The following is a 16245-nucleotide window of genomic DNA, read 5'->3' as shown; positions in this document are numbered from 1 at the left end:
GAGCTACCTCGCCGGCCTCCACCTCCGCGCCGCAATGATCTGGATCGACGACCTGCTGAAGGCTCCCGAATGATCACGACATCACACAGGCCCTAGCACGGCGGTGACACCGTTCTCCCGTCGGCTACAGGGCCGTCGGGAGCTTGCGCCACAGCTCCGGCCGGTCCGCGGACTCCCGCAGGGCCCGCACCACGGCCGGATGCGGGGCGGCATGGACCCCGGGGTAGTCGACCTCGCCGATGTCCGGGCGTACGGGGAAGGCCAGTTGCTCCTGGCCGAGGCTGAACCGGGCGTCCACGCCGGGCTTGTTGCCGCGCGGGTCCTGGCGGGACCAGTGCGCGCCGCCCGGCAGGCGCAGCGCGATCAGGCCGTGCACGAGCGGTGCGGAGCCGTCGTCATCGGCGAGCACCTGGTAGCAGAAGCCGGCCGGGACGCCCCGGGCCCGCAACAGGGCCACCAGCGCGTGGGACTTGGCGTGACAGATGCCGGTGCGCGTGCTCAGGACGTCGGAGGCGCGCCAGGTGACGCGCATGTCGCCGGAGTCGGCGGAGTGCGCGATCGTGTCGCGGACGAACTCGAAGGCCGCTCCGGCGTAGGCGTACGGGTCCCCGTGGGTGGCGGCCCACAGGGCGTCGGCGGTCTCGTGGACCACGGGGTGCCCGTGGTCCACGACGTCGTCCGCCGCGAGATAGTCGGCAAGGTCGGGCTGCTCCTGGATCAATTGCATGATCCGGAGCATATTTATGCGCGAGCTCGCATGGCTATCGATTTAGCGTGCGAGTTCTTCCTTGAGTGCCTGGAGGAAGCCGTCCACGTCCTCTTCCTGGGTGTCGAAACCGCACATCCAGCGCACGTCGCCGGCGATCTCGTCCCAGAAGTAGAAGCGGTACCGCTCCTGCAGCCGGCGCGACACGTCGTGCGGCAGCCGCGCGAACACGGCGTTGGCCTGCACCGGGTAGAGGATCTCCACCCCGTCGGCCGCGCGGACCCCGGCGGCCAGGCGCTGCGCCATCGCGTTGGCGTGCCGGGCGTTGCGCAGCCACAGGTCCTTCGCGAGCAGGGCCTCCAGCTGGACCGACACGAACCGCATCTTGGAGGCCAGCTGCATCGACATCTTGCGGATGTGCTTCATCTGTCGGACCGCGTCCGGGTCGAGCACCACCACGGCCTCGCCGAACATCATGCCGTTCTTGGTGCCGCCGTAGGACAGCACGTCCACGCCGACCGTGTTCGTGAAGGTGCGCATCGGCACGTCGAGGGAGGCCGCGGCGTTGGCTATCCGGGCCCCGTCGAGGTGGACCTTCATGCCCTTGCCGTGGGCGTGCTCGCAGATCGCGCGGATCTCCTCGGGCGTGTAGACCGTGCCGAGCTCGGTGTTCTGGGTGATCGAGACGACCTGGGGCATCGCCCGGTGCTCGTCCTCCCAGCCCCAGGCCTGCCGGTCGATGAGCTCGGGGGTGAGCTTGCCGTCCGGCGTGGGCACGGTGAGGAGCTTGAGGCCCGCCATCCGCTCGGGCGCGCCGCCCTCGTCGACGTTGATGTGCGCCGTCTCGGCGCACACCACGGCGCCCCAGCGGTCGGTCATCGCCTGGAGGGCGGTGACGTTGGCGCCCGTCCCGTTGAACACCGGGAAGGCCTCGGAATACGGACCGAAGTGGCTCCGGATGACCTTCTGGAGGTGCTCGGTGTACTCGTCCCCGCCGTAGGCGACCTGGTGGCCGCCGTTGGCCAGCGCGATCGCCTCCAGGATCTCGGGATGGACGCCCGCGTAGTTGTCGCTCGCGAAGCCCCGTACCGCCGGATCGTGGTGCCGACGGGCGTCGGTCCCTCCGGTCGCGGTCGCCGTCCTCACGGTTGCGGAGTGAGCCACAGACGCTGTCCGTTCACATCGATGGCGGGCCGCTCCCAGACGCCGGCGATGGCCTCGGCCAGTTCCTTGACGTCGGTGAAGCCCGCGAACTTCGCAGTGGGGCGCTCGGCGCGCATCGCGTCGTGCACCAGTGCCTTGATGACCAGGATCGCAGCCGCGGCGTTCGGGCCGTCCTCGCCCCCCGCCTTGCGGAAGGAGTCGGCGAGCGCCAGCGTCCACGCCTCGGCTGCCGCCTTGCCCGCGTTGTAGGCCGCGTTCGTGGCGATCGGCTTGTGCGCACCGGACTGGCTGACCAGGACGTAGCGCCCGCGGTCGCTGCGCAGCAGCCCGTCGTGGAAGGCGAGCGAGGTGTGCTGGACGGTGCGGATGAGGAGCTTCTCCAGGAAGTCCCAGTCCGCGAGGTCGGTCTCGGTGAAGGACGAGCTGCCGCGCCAGCCGCCGACGAGGTGCACGATGCCGTCGAGACGGCCGAAGTCCTTCTCCGTGCGCTCGGCCCAGGCCTTGGTGGCGGCGAGGTCGAGCAGGTCCACGGTGTCACCGGTGACGGTGGCGCCCCCGTGGGCGTAGCGGGCCGCGTCCACGGCTTCCGCCAGGCGCGCGGCGTCGGCGTCGGACGCGACGACCACCGCGCCCGCCTCCGCGAGGCGGGCGAGTACGGCGCGGCCCGCGGGCCCGCCGGCCCCGGCCACCGCCACTACCGCGCCACTGAGCTTCCCGTTGCCGTTCCCGGAGCCGATCATCTGTGCTGCCTCCTGTGTGCGAGTGCTCACGCGGCTGCCCGCGCGGTCTCGCGCTGCGCCGCGTCCCCTGCGGTGATTCCCTTGCAGGAGGCGATCACGCCCTTGAGCTTCTTGGCAAGGGCCTCATAGAACATGCTGAGCGGAAACTCGTCCGGAAGCACGTCGTCCACGAGCTTGCGCGGCGGCTGGGTGAGGTCGAGGGCGTCGGGGCCCTTGGCCCAGCGGGATCCCGGGTGGGGCGCGAGGTACTCGGCGACCAGGTCGTAGGCCTTGAACCAGTGGACGAGCTTGGGGCGGTCGATGCCGGCCCGGTAGAGGTCCTCGATCTCGGCGCACAGCTGGTTGGTGACCTGCGGGGCGCGCATCCAGTCGATCTTCAGCTTGTTGTCCGTCCAGCGCACGACGTCGTGCTTGTGGAGGTACGCGAAGAGGAGCTGGCCGCCGAGGCCGTCGTAGTTGCGGTTGCGGTCCCCGGAGACGGGGAAGCGGAACATTCGGTCGAAGAGGACGGCGTACTGCACGTCACGGCCGTGCTCGTTGCCCTCGGACTCCAGCTTCACGGCCTCCTTGAAGGCGGTGAGGTCGCAGCGCAGCTCTTCGAGGCCGTACATCCAGAACGGCTGGCGCTGCTTGATCATGAAGGGGTCGAACGGCAGGTCGCCGTGGCTGTGGGTGCGGTCGTGGACCATGTCCCACAGGACGAAGGCCTTCTCGCAGCGTCCCTGGTCCTCGACCATGGCGGCGATGTCCTCGGGGAGCTCGATGCCGAGCGTCTCCACGGCGGCAGCGGTGACCTTGCGGTAGCGGGCGGCCTCGCGGTCGCAGAAGATCCCGCCCCAGGTGAAGCGCTCGGGAGCCTCGCGGACCGCGATGGTCTCCGGGAAGAGCACCGCGGAGTGGGTGTCGTAGCCCGGAGTGAAGTCCTCGAAGGTGATGCCGAGGAAGAGCGGGTTGTCGTACCGGGTGCGCTCCAGCTCGGAGAGCCACTCGGGCCACACCATCTTCAGCACGACGGCTTCGAAGTTGCGGTCCGGGTTGCCGTTCTGGGTGTACATCGGGAAGACGACGAGGTGCTGGAGGCCGTCGGCGCGGTCGGCCGCCGGGTGGAAGGCCAGCAGGGAGTCGAGGAAGTCCGGTACGCCGAAGCCGCCGTCGGCCCACTTGCGCAGGTCCGCGATGAGAGCACGGTGGTACGCGCCCCCGTGCGGCAGCAGCGGCGACAGCGCCTCCACGGCCGAGACCACGCGCTCGACCGCGACCGCGACGGTGGCGCGGTCCGGCGCCCCCTCGGCCTCGAAGTCGATGGAGCCGTCGGCCGACTGCCAGGGCCGGATCTCCTCCACGGCGGCCTTGAGCTCGGGCCACGCAGGGTGGTCTACCACCCGCGCACCGGCGGTTATCACGGCCCCGCCGATACCCGGCACAAGAGTTTCCGTCATGTCACTTCCTCCACAGGAGAACCTCACGTCAGGACAGGGTTACACGCGAGGCTCTCCCGCTCAAGAGCAGATGCGGGAAATTATCCTGCGTCACCCCCAGTTTCACCGGAAGTCTTCCCGTTCTTACCCATGGAATCGATGGCTCCGCCCAGTCCCTCCATGGCCTGCCGGGCCTGGGGCAGTACGGCGGCCAGCGCGAGGAACCCGTGGAACATTCCCGGACGGACGTCGAGGACCGAAGGGACACCGGCTCCGACCAGCCGGCGGTGGTACGCCTCCCCCTCGTCCCGCAGCGGATCGCACCCGGCGACCAGCACGTGTGCCGGCGGCAGCCCGCGCGGGTCCGCGGCGAGCGGGGAGGCCAGCGGATCGCCGCCGTCCCCGCCGGGTCCCAGGTACTGCTCCCAGAACCAGCGCATGTGCGCCGCGGTCAGTAAGCAGCCCCGCGCGTCGGTCCGGTAGGACTCCGTGTCCTGCGCGGCGTCCAGGCAGGGATAGATCAGCACCTGGAGCGCGACGGCCGGACCCCCGTGCTCGCGGGCCAGCAGCAGAGAGGCGGCCGCGAGGTTCCCGCCGGCACTGTCCCCGGCCACCGCCAGGGCGGCCGGGTCCCCGCCCAGCTCCGCGACGTGCGCACCGGCCCAGCGCAGGACCGCGTACGCGTCGTGGACGGCGGCGGGGAAGCGCGCCTCGGGGGCCCGCCGGTAGCCGACGGAGACGAAGACGGCCCCGGAGGTCCGGCAGAGCGCCCGGACGGTGGCGTCGTGGGTGTCGAGGTCGCACAGCACCCAGCCCCCGCCGTGGCAGAACACCACGGTCGGCCGGGGTCCCGGCCGGAGCAGGGGGTCCGGGTAGTAGACGCGTACGGGGACCGGCGGCGCCCCCTCGGGTCCGGGGACCTCACGGTCCTCCACGGCGCCGACGACCGGCACGGGCCCGGCGGAGCCCGGCGCGGCGGCCAGGATCCGGCGGGCCTCGTCGGCGGTGGTGACGGCCCCGCCGAGGTCGGGGAAGAAGGCGGCCAGGGCGTCGGCGTAGGGCCGGGCGGCGGGATCGAGCCGCGACCCTTCGTCGGCATCGGTCACGGCGGCCGCCCCTACGCGTTCCGGCCGTGCTCGTTCGCGAAGTGCGGGATGACCTTCTCGCCCCACTGGCGCAGGGTCTCCAGACAGGCCTCCTGCGGGACGGTCCCCATCTGGATCAGGCACATGATCTCGTCGGCCCCCGCCTCCCTGAGCTGTTCGACGTAGGCGATCGCCTCGTCCGCGCTCCCGTAGGCGTGGTCGGCGTTGAAGGTGGCCGCGGAGGTGGGCCGCACCGGGATCTCCTGCTCGTGCAGCCGGGCCACCACCTGCTCCGCCGCCTCGCGCATCCGCGCCTCCTCGTCGGCTCCCGGGACCACCGCCTCGTCCGGGATGCCCGCGCCGCCGTACCAGTGGCCGATGGACTGCGCGAAGAACCGCTGCCCCCGGATGCCGATCCGGCGGGCCTCCTGCGGGTCGTCGAGCACGATGGTCGGGCAGAGCACGGAGAAGTGGTCGTTGACCGCGGTGGACACGAAGCGGGCGCCGTCGCGGGCGGCGATCGCGGCGTCGTAGACCGCGCGCATCCGCGCGATGGACTCCGGCCCCGCGAAGCCCATCACCAGCGCGCCCACGCCCAGCTCGGCGGCCTGCACCAGGGTCTCGCCGCGGCTGCACGCCAGGAACAGCGGCGGGTGCGGCGTCTGGGCCGGCCTCGGCAGGATCGGGTGCGGATCGATGTCCATGAGCTCCCCGTGGTACTCCAGCTCGTCATCCTGCCAGGCCTTCCCGATGATCCGCAGCGCCTCCTCGACCTCCGCCGTGGTGCGCTCCCGGTCCACCCCGCACAGCGAGGTCTCCTGCTCGGTCCCGCCGCGCCCGGCGCCGAGGTCGACCCGCCCGCCGGAGAGCAGGTCGAGCATCGCGGCCCGCTCGGCGACCCGCACCGGATGGTTGAAGGCGAAGGGCATGCAAACGACCCCGTGGCCGATGCGTATGGTGTCGGTCCTGGCCGCGACGAAGCTCAGGAAGATCTCCGGGGCGCTCATGTGGGCGTACCACTTCAGCGCCACTAAACGAGGGACTCCCCCACCTGCGTCGGCGCGGCGAGATGGCCCTCTGACCTGCATCTACGTGCCCTAGTCAGTACTAGTTCAGTTTTAGTTCTGTCGTAGTTAGGCAAGATCAACTCCCACCGGTTTCCCAGTTCCCCCACGGGAGGGCGATCGAAGCGGGGCGCCGCCCGGGGAGGCGTTGATGCACCCGCGCCTCGATCGCCCACCTACGGGCTCGAGCTCACCGACCAGGCTCGTCGTTTCTGCCGGTCGATCGATCGACGTTGATCACAAAATGCGGGATGCATCCCGCAGACAAAACGATCTTGATGTTTAAGTGTTCAGTGGGTGCAACCCGCTACACCGCAATGGATCCTTCAAGCCCGCGTCGACCTGGGCAATCGGATCCGCGACGCCCGCCTGCAGGCGGACCTCACACAGGAGAAGCTCGCCGAGCTGGCCGGGATCGACCGGACAACCCTGCAGAAGACCGAGGCCGGCAAGACCGACCCGAAGTTCAGCCAGATACTCCGCCTTGCGCGAGCCCTACGCCTCCCGGCGCGGGACCTGCTGCCATAACGCTGAGCGCATGGCCGGTTTCGGTCACACGCTCGATACGTATCCTGCCTGGCATATGCCGATCAGGGAAGGGTGTCTGCTGCATATATGCGCACGCAGAGTTCCCACGGGGTGTGAATGTGTGACCAATCCGCAAGCTCTGGCCAGGACTTACAGGCGGGACACACCTGTCGTGTGCCCCAGATTCGTGGGCGCAAATCAGCCAAACGCCAGCCCATCACGTCGCCCGCGGGTGATACCCGCCCCTCCCGCTGCCGCCGCTGCGGGAGAGGCGGGGGTCTAGGTGGTCGCCCCGTGCTGGGGGCAGGCGCGCGGGAACCAACGGAACGGACTGCCGGCCCGCCGCCCCCGACGTTCGCCGAGGTCGACCGCGGTCGCGTTGTCGAGGTGGACCCCGCAGCGGACGCAGGCGGCCCCACGGATCTGCTGCTCGGACAGGTCCCCGATCGGGGGGAGGTCTGCGGTGTGCGACTGGCTCATGTCCCGTACTCTGCCTGGACACTTGGGACGCTTGAAGTGTCCAGCGCGGACACCTGGGGACACTTCCCAGCGCGTCACCCGTATGCCGCAGGGGGGATCGTGAACACCGCACTTCGGGAGGCTGTCGCTGACGCCGGCATGTCTCCGTCTCTACTGGCCCGTAAAGTCGGCGTGGCTGGGAAGACGGTCGACCGGTGGCTGTCCGGGGAGCGGGCGCCACATGCCGATACGCGGATGAGGGTGGCTGAGGTGCTGGGTGTGAGCGCGGATTCCTTGTGGCCGCAGGCGGTGAAGTCGACGATCAAGCTCGGGCATGATCGCGAGATCGTCTCCACCTACCCGTTCCGGAGCCTTTGCCCGACGAGCGTGTGGGCCAGCCTCCTCGACGGGGCGAAGAAGCGCATCACGATGTCCGGGTACACGTCGTACTTCCTGTGGCAGGACCATCCGCGCATCGCTGACCGGCTGAAGGCCAAGGCTGCGGCCGGCTGTGAGATCCGCTTCCTGCTCGGCGATCCGGACGCGGAGATGACCCGGCAGCGGGAGGAGCTGGAGGGCGTCCCGCTGACGGTGTCGACTCGGATCCGGATCACGCTGGACCAGCTGGCGAAGATGGGGGTCACCCCGGGCGTCGAGGCCCGGTTCAGCGACTCGCCCGCGCACCTGTCGCAGTCCGTCTTCATCTTCGACGATCAGCTGCTGTACACGCCTCACATCGGCGACGGCCTCGGGCATGAGTCGCCGTTGTTCCATCTGCGGCGCCTCGAGGACGACGGCCTGTACGACCGGTTCGCCCAGCACGTGGACGTCCTGTGGGGCCGCGGCCGGCCGGTACCGATTGTGGGCGCCGACTCGTAAGATCGGACACATGTCCCCCTCCCTTCCCGCTGCTGGCCGGGTGCGCCCTCTCGCGGAGATCAACGCGGAGATCCGGGCGCTGGTTGCTGCGGGCGGGGCTGCGTCGCCGCGGTATGAGGAGCTCCTCGAGGAGTGGGCTGCGGCGATCCAGGCGCCTGTCAGACCTGCGGCTTAGGATCCGGGCGTGGCGATCGAACCTTCTGACGAACTGATCCAGCTCCAGCGTGCGGCCAATGCGGCCCGGGAGGCGGCGCTTGCCGGCGAGTACAGCGCGGAGGCGTGGCGGGACGCCGCCGACACGGTCCAGGCCGCGGTGACCGAGCATGCCGCGGCGACCGGGCAGAACCGGTACGAGGTCGAGATGGCCGTGAAGAAGGCGGCCCGGGAGGCTGCGGCCTGACAGCACTCCGCCCCACCGGGCGCTGATCCGGTGGGGCGGATTTTGTGCACCTGCAGCCCAGCAGCATCCCCGCAAGCTAGAGCCGATGTGGTCCGAACAGGCTATCTGCCCGCACTGACAACCGGGCGTTCACTCTTATGGGTTACACCCCTTGCCAACTTCGACATACGTATGTCAAAGTTGGGTCATCGCAAAGGGAGGGGAACCCGATGAACACCACCACCGCCGCCACCGAAGCCCACGTCACCGTCGCCACCATCCGCACCTGGTGCCGCCTCGGAGCCGTCGCCGCCACCAAGACCGCCGGCAAGTGGACCATCGACGCCACCTCCCTCGCCCGCCGCATCACCATCGGCGCCCGCCGCCTCGCCCGCAAGGCCAAGCAGGCCATCCTCACCCCCGAGGCCCTTACCGCCATCGGAGGCAGCCGCTGGCAGCGCGGCGACATGGACCGCGTCTACTTCAACAACTGGGCCACCCTCGCCGGCCTGGAACTGTCCCACTACGGCACCGGCAACATCTCGGGTGCCACCTGGCAGGGCGAGCTGATCTCCAACTCGCAGGGCTACAAGCTCGCCACCAGCATCGACAAGCTGTGGTTCGACGTCACCGACGGCAAGTTCCACGCCCACATGGGATTCAGCGAGTCCCGCGAGGCCACGCCCCGCGAGGTCTTCCAGAGCGCCATCGCCGGCATCCGCCAGGCCGTCGCGGCCATCTGATCCAACAGACCCGAAGGAGTCCATCATGGCCGTCACCACCGGCTACGGCAGCTGGTACAACGTTCAGGGCCACGAGCTCAGCGCCGCCAGCACCGTCCGCACCGCAGCCGGCGACTACCCGGACGACTACGACCTCGACGAGGTCGAGACCGCCTACCTCGTAGCCATCCAGGAAGCGCTGCCGCCCGGCGTGTACGTCAACGGCTTGGAGTTCATCGGCCCCTACAACGATGAGGACAAGAACTTCGACGGCTACCCCGCCGACGAGTACGGCGACCTCGATCTGACCGCCATCGTCGAGTCCGTCGATCTGATGGCGATCCTTGAGGAGCGCGAGCTCATCGACATCAACGAAGTGGCTTCCCGGCTCGGCTACAAGGGCCAGAAGCCGTCAGCCACGGCCCGCAAGACGCTCGCCCGCTGGGGCGTCGAGGCGGTCACGACCCGCCCCCACCCGGAGTCGAACCGGCCGCAGCACCTGTACAGCGCCCGCCAGGTCGAAGAGGCCATCAAGAACCGGCCCGGTCAGGGGCACCGCAGCGACAAGGTCAGCGCGTGACTGCCGACAGCACCCCAGAGATCCCGTTACGGGAGTGCCACGACTGCCCCCGGTACACCCGCACGCAGTACAGCCGATGCGAGGACTGCCGACGGAAGCGGCTCCGACCCGACCGCAAACGGCGCCATGCGATCTCGCGGGCCCTCTTCCCGAGAGTTCTGCGGGAGGCAGTGCTGCGGGAACTCCGCAAGGGCCGGCCGCTCGGGCAGGTCTGCCAGACGCTGCGGATCTTTCCGGCCCAGCTCCACGCTTTCGCCCGTATCAACCCGTGGTTCCAGGCGGAGCTGGACGAGGCGCTGATGGAGGGCCGCAACCCTGACCTGCTGCACGGCTCGGAATCTGCCTACCGGATGCATGGCTGCCGATGCCCCGAATGCCGCCGCGGCAGGGCGGCAAGGCGGTAGCCCGGCAACGGAGAAAGGCCCCCAGCCTGAGGCTGGGGGCCTTTCTCATCCCCGCATGCGCGGGGAGCGATGGCGGTGACATGCATCCTCGAAGACATGCCGCCATGTGCGGTGCGCCGCCCTGAGAGGAACAAACTACGGCGTCCCGCGTGAGCCACTATGCCACCGCCGGGTGAGGCTCGGGGGCGAATCCCGGGATGCCGCCGGCGCGCGGCAGCCCTCCCGTGGGTGGTCTACGGCTTCGGCGTCGCCTCGGTCTCAGCCTTGATTGACGTCAGCTCATCCTGGGCTCGCTTCAGGCGTTCGGCGGCCTTGCCGAGCTCCACGTAGAGAGTCGCCATGCGCTGCTCTTCCTCGGCGATCCGGCGTGAGGCTCGTCCCGCTCGCTCAGCGAGGAGTTCTCGGCGGGGCCGGGACGGAGTGCGAGGCCGACGCGGGGCCCTCGGGCGGGATGCGCGGTCGGCCAGCCACGCCTCCACCTCGGCTTGGACGTAGAGGCGAGGAGCCCGATTGTGAGTGCCTTGAACGGCAACGACCAGGGGGAACGTGGCTTCTCGCACAGTCCAGTTGGACACACCACCACGCGTGACACGGGCCAGCTCGGCAATCGCGTTTTGGTTGATCAGTTCGTCTTCACGGCCTTTGAAGTCGGGCCGGTGCCAGGTCACCAATGACATGTCCGTAAGGCTAGCCTGACAGCCGCCTGTCAGGCTAGCCTTACAGGCATGGATGACGGAGCCAGGACCCACCTCGCCGACTACATCGACCACCCTGAACAGACCGGCTTCAGCATGGACGCCCTCGTGTCCATCATCGGCAGCTACATCAAGCAGTACGACGACAACCGCCACGGCCCCGTGACCGCCCTGGAGGCACTCACTGCCGTGCGCCTCCTCGCAGAATCCATGACCGAGTCCCGCGGGTGGATCACAGGTGAAGCCCGGCGCGAGGGAAACTCCTGGGTTGAGATCGGGCAAGCGCTCGGAATGACCCGCCAGTCCGCATGGGAGTGGTTCAAGAAGTACGCCGAACAGGCCACCCCGGGCTTCGAGCACATGGCCGTGAGCGAACTGGCCGCGCTCGGAGAGAAGCCAGTGGACCAGTGAAGGCATGCCGGAATGACGTCGCTCGGCGGTGTAGGCGCGCGGCAGCCCTCCCGTGGGGAGCCGGGAGGGCGCTTGGCCCGGAGATGGTCCGGAGCCACACCATATGCACGCAGGTGGGCGGGCCGGTAGGCATATGACAGAGCAAGATTCAGGAAAACGAAAACGAAACGCCCGCCCCGAGCGTCACCAGGGGCGGGCGTTCCGACGCGCCCAGTGGGCCCGCGAGGCACCGGCAGCGGGCTGCGTTCACATGGCTTCGCGGTCCTCGCGGATTTCCCTGACGCTGGCGAGGAGAGTGCCTTCCGACTGCTCGTAGTGAGACAAGGCCAGGCCGAGCCCAAAGAACGTGGGGGCCCATTCCCCGATGAAGATGCCCCACCGGTCAGCGCGATCGAGGCCGGCACCAGGCTCGGCGGTGAGGGACGTCGCCCATGTGGCGATGGAGAGACCGATCGACGCGAAAGCCGCCATGTACGCGTGCTCGCTTCGAAGGCCCATCTCGTGAAGCTTCTTGATCATGGCTATCCCTTGCATGTGAGGGGTCGGGATCTCCTTCAGGGTCACCCGGCCGGCGCGTGCGCGCATCCCGGCGGTGGGTCGGCCGGGCGGCGAGGGGGCGCGGACGGTCCTGGAGATGCTGGCTCTACTCGATGACGCAGGCGCCCCGTAGGCATATGACAGAGCAAGATTCCGGGTATGAAGAAGCCCGCCCCCGGGCAGGACGGGGCGGGCATTTTGCGGTGGTCGCGGCGCCGGCGGCCGTCAGCTGCCCTCCAGCTGGACGTGCACCCGAACTTCGTCGTCGAACTCGTCCGGCATGAACCAGACGACCTCGACGACGCGTGCGACCTTCTCGCCACTGGCGATGATCTCGCCGACGCGGGGCGGCGCCGTCAGGTCAAGCTCCCACGTGCCGTCGACGATGACCTTCAACGACGCCTCCTTCGCATGGCTCCAGTGCGGCACGGCGGTCAGGTTCCGAACGCGGCCTCGAGGGTGCGGGCCATCGCCGCGTCGAATCCGGGCGTCACGTCGCCTGTGGTCAACTGCCCGGTCTTGTCCGTGCCGAAGTACGCGTCGATGTGCGCCACGGGCGCCCCGTCCTCTAGCGCTGCCCGCATCGCGACCTTCCGCAGGTCGTGCATGCTGACATGCAGGCGGGCCTGCTCCGTCTTCTCAGTGAAGACACGGCGCATCATGTCGCCGTGTTGGCGGTGGAAGCCGAACAGCAGCGGCTCGTCGGGTTCCGTGTCCTGTCCGCCGAGATAGGCGTCGAGGGAAGCGGCAGCCGATGGGGCAATGCGGATGTGACGGTTGCCGTCCACCGTGATGTGCGGCTCTGGGCCCGGCTCGTAGTCGGCGACGGTGAGCCGGCTGACCTCGCCCGGCCGGAGGCCGACCAGCAGCATCAGCGCTACTCCAGCGTGCAGCATCGGATCTTGCTCCACGCTGGGCAACACGGCACGGGCAACCGGGACGGACAGGGGCAAGCGGTCGAGCAGCGGCACGGTTCCTCCTCGGGGGGCTTCAGTGTGGCGGAGTTGTTCGGTTCGGCGCCGGATAACCGGACCGAACTACTACTGCTACCAGTCGATCTACCAGGCCGGCCGCGAGTAGTAGTTCAGCCCGACCCAGCGCATAACGTTCTGCGACTACTCGCTGGGCAGGAAGACGTCGACGACCCAGTTCGGCTCGTGTCCATCCAGCTCGCCCCAGCCGGCGCCCTGGCGCTCGAGGACGTCCACCGCTTTCTGCGCGATGATCCTGGCCTCGTTCCACTCGTCGTACTTGTCCTGGCCGGCGAACTTGGCGATGCCGGTGATGCGGACTGAGTTCTCCTCCGGGCCGGGCTCGACGGTGAAGCCGCTCGCCTTGAACCCGCGCGCCTCGCCTGCGGCCAGCGGGGTCAGGCCGACAGTGCGAAGGATGGAGACGGCGCGGTCTACGGCTGTGCTGGTCACTGGCCCTCCTGGGGCTGGAGCCGCTCGGCGAGTCCGGCGGCGAGAGTGTAGGCGGGGTGGTGCAGTTCGAGGTAGGCGATGGCCTGGCGCAGTCGATGCGGAGAGTCCTTCGCGTTCCCGAGAAGCAGGTTGCAGTGGTGGCACAGCAGGGCGCGGATCTTGCCCGTGGCGTGATCGTGGTCCACATGCATACGTCGCTCGGTGTCCGGCGCGTCCCCGCAGAGCGCGCACAGGTTTCCCTGCTCCGCCGCCATGCGGTTGTAGTCGCCGAGTGTGATGCCGTAGAGCCGCTTCAAGCTCTGCTCGAAGACCTTGTCCTTGCCGTTGGCCTGCTTGTATCGGTCGCGGTAGTACTCGCTCAGGCAGGCCTTGCAGCGCGGATGCCGGCGGCCCTGATGCATATAGAAGTCGGAGGCCGGCTTCGTGATTCCGCACTTGCGGCAGGCCTTGTCCGGCTCCGGCTCCCCGGTAGTCACGACGCCACCTCCGAGTATTGAGCATCGTGGGCGCGGAGGGCCTGGGAGATGGCGCCGACGCTGGGGTTCTTGCCCTTGCTCTTGCCCTCGGCGATGCGGAGGTGCGGCTGGATCTGGCGGATCGTGAAGCCTCGCTCACGCAAGGCGGCGGCCTGGATCGTCAGGGCTTCCGTCATCACCGGCTTCCGGCCGCCGACGCGGCCGAGCTTGCGGGCAGACTCAAGACCGTTGTTCGTCTTGCGCACGATGTCGCGTCGACGGTCTTCGGCAAGCGCGAGGGCCAGGTCCAGGATCAGAGAGCGTTCAGTGTGCTCGCCGGCCGCGATTCCTTCGAGCACCTTCACGGCGATGCCGCGCTCGAAGAGGTCGTTCAGGACGATGAGTCCCTCGAGGAGGTTGCGGCCGAGACGGTCGACTTCCTGTACGCAGAGCATGTCCCCTTCGCGCACGTACTCGATTGCGGCCATGAGGCCGGGCCGCTCTTCGGTGCGCAGCTTGCCGCTCATCTTCTCTTCGAAGACCTTGAGGCAGATGGGGCCGAGAGCGTCGTGCTGTCGTTGGGTGTTCTGCTTGTCCATGCTGACTCGGACGAGCCCGACTAGAGCCATTCAAGGTCCCTTCGTTCATCAAACGGTTCACCTTCAATCTGAACGCTAGCAGATAGATGAACGAGTTTCTGAACAACAGCCATGCTGGACAGGTCGGTTCGGGTCGGCCACTCAACCTGATTCATCAACCGACCGATTGATGAACAGGCCGCCATCGCCGGGGCTCGCTCTGACACACTCGCCCCATGACGAAATGCGACACCTGCCGCCAGGACTACGACGAGTCAGACGAGGCAGCCGTCCAGGAGCACAACGAGCCGGTGTTCTGTCTCTAGTCTTGTCGCTGCGTCGGGCGCCCGAGCTGCTACATGTGCCACGGCTCGTTCTGCTTCTGCATCTCGCACTGACCCCGCACAGAGGGGACGGGCCCACTCCACGAAGGAGCGGGCCCGCATACGGCATCTTATCGCCGGTCAACTTCACTCTGTTGGTTGGGGGGTCCCGCAAAAATGCGGGTCTCGTGACAGGCGTCCAGCCCCTGGCGCATGCTCGACTCATGACGACTGAAGAGCTGCTCGACTTGAGGCAGGCTGCAATCCTGACCAAGGTCGCCCTTGGATTCACCTATGAGGAGGCCGGCAAGGAGCACGGCATCGGGCGCAAACAGGTGCTCCAAGTCGTGGCCGCCGCAAAAAAGCGGCTCGGCGCAAGGTCACTTCCGCACGCGATCGGACTCGCAATCTTGAGCGGAGAAGTGGACTTGACCGGTGGCCCCTTGGACAGTCCGCACCAACCCGACTGGGTTCGGGGTCGGCGGGCATGACGAAAGCCCCCGCCCAGGAGGGCGGGGGCGGATCAGACTCCAGTTCGGTTGTACTCGTTGATCCGGTCCGGTGGCGCCGGGGGTTCGATGCCGGCCTGCCGCATCTGGGTCGTGAGGTCGCCGACGTAGAAGACGAACGCCCTCACGAGCGACCGGAGCGACCGGACTTCCTCGCGGGTCTCTGCCAGGTCGTCGGCCTGCTTGACGCGGATCTCGCGGAAGGCCTGTAGGTCGGCTGCCCGTTGGGCGGGTTCGCTCTGGACGACGGCCGCTACCTCTGTCGCGCGGGCGGTCGCTGCAGCAGCAGCCCTCGAGGAGCGCGCCGTGTACACCGCCCCAATGCACGTGAGCACGGCGGCCGCCACCGTGACCACTGCTGCCCAGACCCCTGTCATCCGCCCTCAGCTCTCCGGGCGCGCGGAGGCTTGGGCACTGAGTGCTCGGGCACCGTCGCGGCCCACATGATCACCCCCACGTGAGAGGTGAGGTACCAGACGGCGACCCAGGCGCCGCGCGAGTACTCCCCACCGATGACGGCGGAGAGGTAAGCAATCGCCCACACGGCCGGCGGCGCCAATGCAGCGATGAATCCGAAGCGGTCACGGCCCACCTTGAGGAAGGCCGAGACGATTGTGATCAGCCCCGCGATGACCCATAGCCAGGCCCAGCAGTGGAGCGGGGCGATGCGAGTGAGGAGCTGCAGGCCGGTCGTCGTGGGCGGGTCCACGATCATTCCGGCTCCCCAGCAGGTCTTGCCGATGCCGAGGATGAGGAGGAAGTGGCCGCGGCGGCCCAGCTGATGTCGGATCCGCCGGACCGCACGGCACCGCATCTACACGCCCGTGAGCGGGCGGGTGACCGCGGCGGCCGGCACGGGCGCGGTGATCTGCGTCCGGTCCCACATGGCGACGACGGCGGCCGCAGCGGCGAGGACGACGGCCTGCTGCTCGGCAGACCAGTCGAGGCCGAAGCCGACCGCGAGGGCGAGGGCGGCCTGGGCGAAGCCGAGGACGGCAGCGCCGACGGCGTCGTGAGCCATGACGGCAAGCGCGAGACCGACGACGGCTGCGGCGACAGCGTTGATCACGGCCTGCTGGTCGGCGGAGACGTCGAGGCCGAACGCTGCGAGGAGCTTGACGGCGATGGCGACGAGGCCCAGCCAGAGAGCCGGTTCACGATTGAAGAGCTTCATGGGTGTTCCCT

The 16245-nt window shown here is 68.7% G+C and carries 25 protein-coding genes; 8 read left to right on the top strand and 17 right to left on the bottom strand.

What is annotated here, in order from left to right; translation table 11 throughout:
- Positions 1-124: 124 nt before the first annotated feature.
- From ABZY44_RS24085 to ABZY44_RS24060, 6 genes are all read right to left on the bottom strand, one after another.
- Positions 125-727 carry a transglutaminase family protein gene (locus tag ABZY44_RS24085; RefSeq protein ID WP_356657108.1) on the bottom strand — a complete coding sequence of 201 codons (603 nt, stop codon included), beginning with the start codon at positions 725-727 and terminating at the stop codon, positions 125-127.
- A gap of 42 nt (positions 728-769) precedes the next feature.
- Complete coding sequence (locus tag ABZY44_RS24080) at positions 770-1852, bottom strand: low specificity L-threonine aldolase (protein WP_356657106.1); 1083 nt, start codon at positions 1850-1852, stop codon at positions 770-772.
- A complete protein-coding gene (locus tag ABZY44_RS24075) occupies positions 1849-2610 on the bottom strand; it encodes an SDR family NAD(P)-dependent oxidoreductase (protein ID WP_356657112.1) in 762 nt (253 codons plus the stop codon). Before ABZY44_RS24075 ends, ABZY44_RS24080 begins: the two co-directional genes overlap by 4 nt.
- Before the next feature lie 26 nt (positions 2611-2636).
- Positions 2637-4049 carry a DUF6421 family protein gene (locus ABZY44_RS24070; protein ID WP_356657104.1) on the bottom strand — a complete coding sequence of 471 codons (1413 nt, stop codon included), beginning with the start codon at positions 4047-4049 and terminating at the stop codon, positions 2637-2639.
- 80 nt (positions 4050-4129) lie between these two features.
- Entirely contained in the window at positions 4130-5134 is a 1005-nt protein-coding gene (locus ABZY44_RS24065) for an alpha/beta hydrolase (RefSeq protein WP_356657102.1), read from the bottom strand.
- A gap of 11 nt (positions 5135-5145) precedes the next feature.
- The gene (locus tag ABZY44_RS24060; RefSeq protein ID WP_356657110.1) at positions 5146-6120 is read right to left on the bottom strand and encodes an LLM class flavin-dependent oxidoreductase; all 975 of its coding nucleotides are present in this window, start codon (positions 6118-6120) and stop codon (positions 5146-5148) included.
- A 354-nt stretch (positions 6121-6474) separates the two neighbouring features.
- Between ABZY44_RS24060 and ABZY44_RS24055 the strand changes: the two genes are divergently transcribed.
- Positions 6475-6705 carry a helix-turn-helix transcriptional regulator gene (locus ABZY44_RS24055; RefSeq protein ID WP_356657100.1) on the top strand — a complete coding sequence of 77 codons (231 nt, stop codon included), beginning with the start codon at positions 6475-6477 and terminating at the stop codon, positions 6703-6705.
- Between the two features lie 279 nt (positions 6706-6984).
- On the opposite strand, the gene ABZY44_RS24050 is transcribed toward ABZY44_RS24055, so the two are convergent.
- Positions 6985-7185, bottom strand: coding sequence for a hypothetical protein (locus ABZY44_RS24050; protein ID WP_356657098.1), 201 nt, complete (start codon positions 7183-7185; stop codon positions 6985-6987).
- On the opposite strand from ABZY44_RS24050, the gene ABZY44_RS24045 reads away from it, so the two are divergent.
- From ABZY44_RS24045 to ABZY44_RS24025, 5 genes are all read left to right on the top strand, one after another.
- Positions 7093-8043 carry a helix-turn-helix domain-containing protein gene (locus ABZY44_RS24045; protein WP_356657096.1) on the top strand — a complete coding sequence of 317 codons (951 nt, stop codon included), beginning with the start codon at positions 7093-7095 and terminating at the stop codon, positions 8041-8043. The two genes, ABZY44_RS24050 and ABZY44_RS24045, sit on opposite strands and share 93 nt — an antisense overlap.
- 184 nt (positions 8044-8227) lie before the next feature.
- Complete coding sequence (locus ABZY44_RS24040; protein ID WP_356657094.1) at positions 8228-8443, top strand: hypothetical protein; 216 nt, start codon at positions 8228-8230, stop codon at positions 8441-8443.
- A gap of 209 nt (positions 8444-8652) precedes the next feature.
- Complete coding sequence (locus ABZY44_RS24035; protein ID WP_356657092.1) at positions 8653-9165, top strand: hypothetical protein; 513 nt, start codon at positions 8653-8655, stop codon at positions 9163-9165.
- Between the two features lie 25 nt (positions 9166-9190).
- Positions 9191-9724 (top strand): hypothetical protein, encoded by a 534-nt coding sequence (locus ABZY44_RS24030; RefSeq protein ID WP_356657090.1) that lies wholly within the window; start codon positions 9191-9193, stop codon positions 9722-9724.
- 170 nt (positions 9725-9894) lie between these two features.
- The gene (locus tag ABZY44_RS24025) at positions 9895-10128 is read left to right on the top strand and encodes a hypothetical protein (protein ID WP_356657088.1); all 234 of its coding nucleotides are present in this window, start codon (positions 9895-9897) and stop codon (positions 10126-10128) included.
- A 233-nt stretch (positions 10129-10361) separates the two neighbouring features.
- Here ABZY44_RS24025 and ABZY44_RS24020 read toward each other — a convergent pair whose 3' ends face one another.
- Positions 10362-10805, bottom strand: coding sequence for a hypothetical protein (locus ABZY44_RS24020; RefSeq protein ID WP_356657086.1), 444 nt, complete (start codon positions 10803-10805; stop codon positions 10362-10364).
- Between the two features lie 48 nt (positions 10806-10853).
- Between ABZY44_RS24020 and ABZY44_RS24015 the strand changes: the two genes are divergently transcribed.
- Positions 10854-11234, top strand: coding sequence for a hypothetical protein (locus ABZY44_RS24015; RefSeq protein ID WP_356657084.1), 381 nt, complete (start codon positions 10854-10856; stop codon positions 11232-11234).
- 246 nt (positions 11235-11480) lie between these two features.
- On the opposite strand, the gene ABZY44_RS24010 is transcribed toward ABZY44_RS24015, so the two are convergent.
- From ABZY44_RS24010 to ABZY44_RS23985, 6 genes are all read right to left on the bottom strand, one after another.
- Positions 11481-11753 carry a hypothetical protein gene (locus tag ABZY44_RS24010; RefSeq protein ID WP_356657082.1) on the bottom strand — a complete coding sequence of 91 codons (273 nt, stop codon included), beginning with the start codon at positions 11751-11753 and terminating at the stop codon, positions 11481-11483.
- A 243-nt stretch (positions 11754-11996) separates the two neighbouring features.
- A complete protein-coding gene (locus ABZY44_RS24005) occupies positions 11997-12200 on the bottom strand; it encodes a hypothetical protein (protein WP_356657080.1) in 204 nt (67 codons plus the stop codon).
- 5 nt (positions 12201-12205) lie between these two features.
- Positions 12206-12742: a hypothetical protein gene (locus tag ABZY44_RS24000; RefSeq protein ID WP_356657078.1), complete on the bottom strand. Its 537-nt coding sequence runs from the start codon at positions 12740-12742 to the stop codon at positions 12206-12208.
- A gap of 144 nt (positions 12743-12886) precedes the next feature.
- Positions 12887-13195: a hypothetical protein gene (locus tag ABZY44_RS23995; protein ID WP_356657076.1), complete on the bottom strand. Its 309-nt coding sequence runs from the start codon at positions 13193-13195 to the stop codon at positions 12887-12889.
- Positions 13192-13671: an endonuclease domain-containing protein gene (locus ABZY44_RS23990; protein ID WP_356657074.1), complete on the bottom strand. Its 480-nt coding sequence runs from the start codon at positions 13669-13671 to the stop codon at positions 13192-13194. The genes ABZY44_RS23995 and ABZY44_RS23990 overlap by 4 nt, the downstream gene beginning before the upstream one ends.
- Positions 13668-14279 carry a recombinase family protein gene (locus ABZY44_RS23985; protein WP_356657072.1) on the bottom strand — a complete coding sequence of 204 codons (612 nt, stop codon included), beginning with the start codon at positions 14277-14279 and terminating at the stop codon, positions 13668-13670. The genes ABZY44_RS23990 and ABZY44_RS23985 overlap by 4 nt, the downstream gene beginning before the upstream one ends.
- A 496-nt stretch (positions 14280-14775) precedes the next feature.
- On the opposite strand from ABZY44_RS23985, the gene ABZY44_RS23980 reads away from it, so the two are divergent.
- Positions 14776-15042: a hypothetical protein gene (locus ABZY44_RS23980; RefSeq protein ID WP_356657070.1), complete on the top strand. Its 267-nt coding sequence runs from the start codon at positions 14776-14778 to the stop codon at positions 15040-15042.
- Between the two features lie 32 nt (positions 15043-15074).
- On the opposite strand, the gene ABZY44_RS23975 is transcribed toward ABZY44_RS23980, so the two are convergent.
- The 3 genes from ABZY44_RS23975 to ABZY44_RS23965 are packed head-to-tail and all read right to left on the bottom strand — an operon-like array spanning position 15075 to position 16234.
- Positions 15075-15416, bottom strand: a complete 342-nt coding sequence (locus ABZY44_RS23975) for a hypothetical protein (protein ID WP_356657068.1) — start codon at positions 15414-15416, stop codon at positions 15075-15077.
- A gap of 17 nt (positions 15417-15433) precedes the next feature.
- The gene (locus tag ABZY44_RS23970) at positions 15434-15874 is read right to left on the bottom strand and encodes a hypothetical protein (RefSeq protein WP_356657066.1); all 441 of its coding nucleotides are present in this window, start codon (positions 15872-15874) and stop codon (positions 15434-15436) included.
- Entirely contained in the window at positions 15875-16234 is a 360-nt protein-coding gene (locus ABZY44_RS23965; RefSeq protein WP_356657064.1) for a hypothetical protein, read from the bottom strand.
- Positions 16235-16245 lie beyond the last annotated feature (11 nt).

It is taken from the genome of Streptomyces sp. NPDC006544 (assembly GCF_040611715.1).
In the GTDB taxonomy this organism is placed as follows: domain Bacteria; phylum Actinomycetota; class Actinomycetes; order Streptomycetales; family Streptomycetaceae; genus Streptomyces.
Note: the sequence above shows the minus strand (reverse complement) of the source record. Positions and strands in the feature narration are given on the sequence as shown.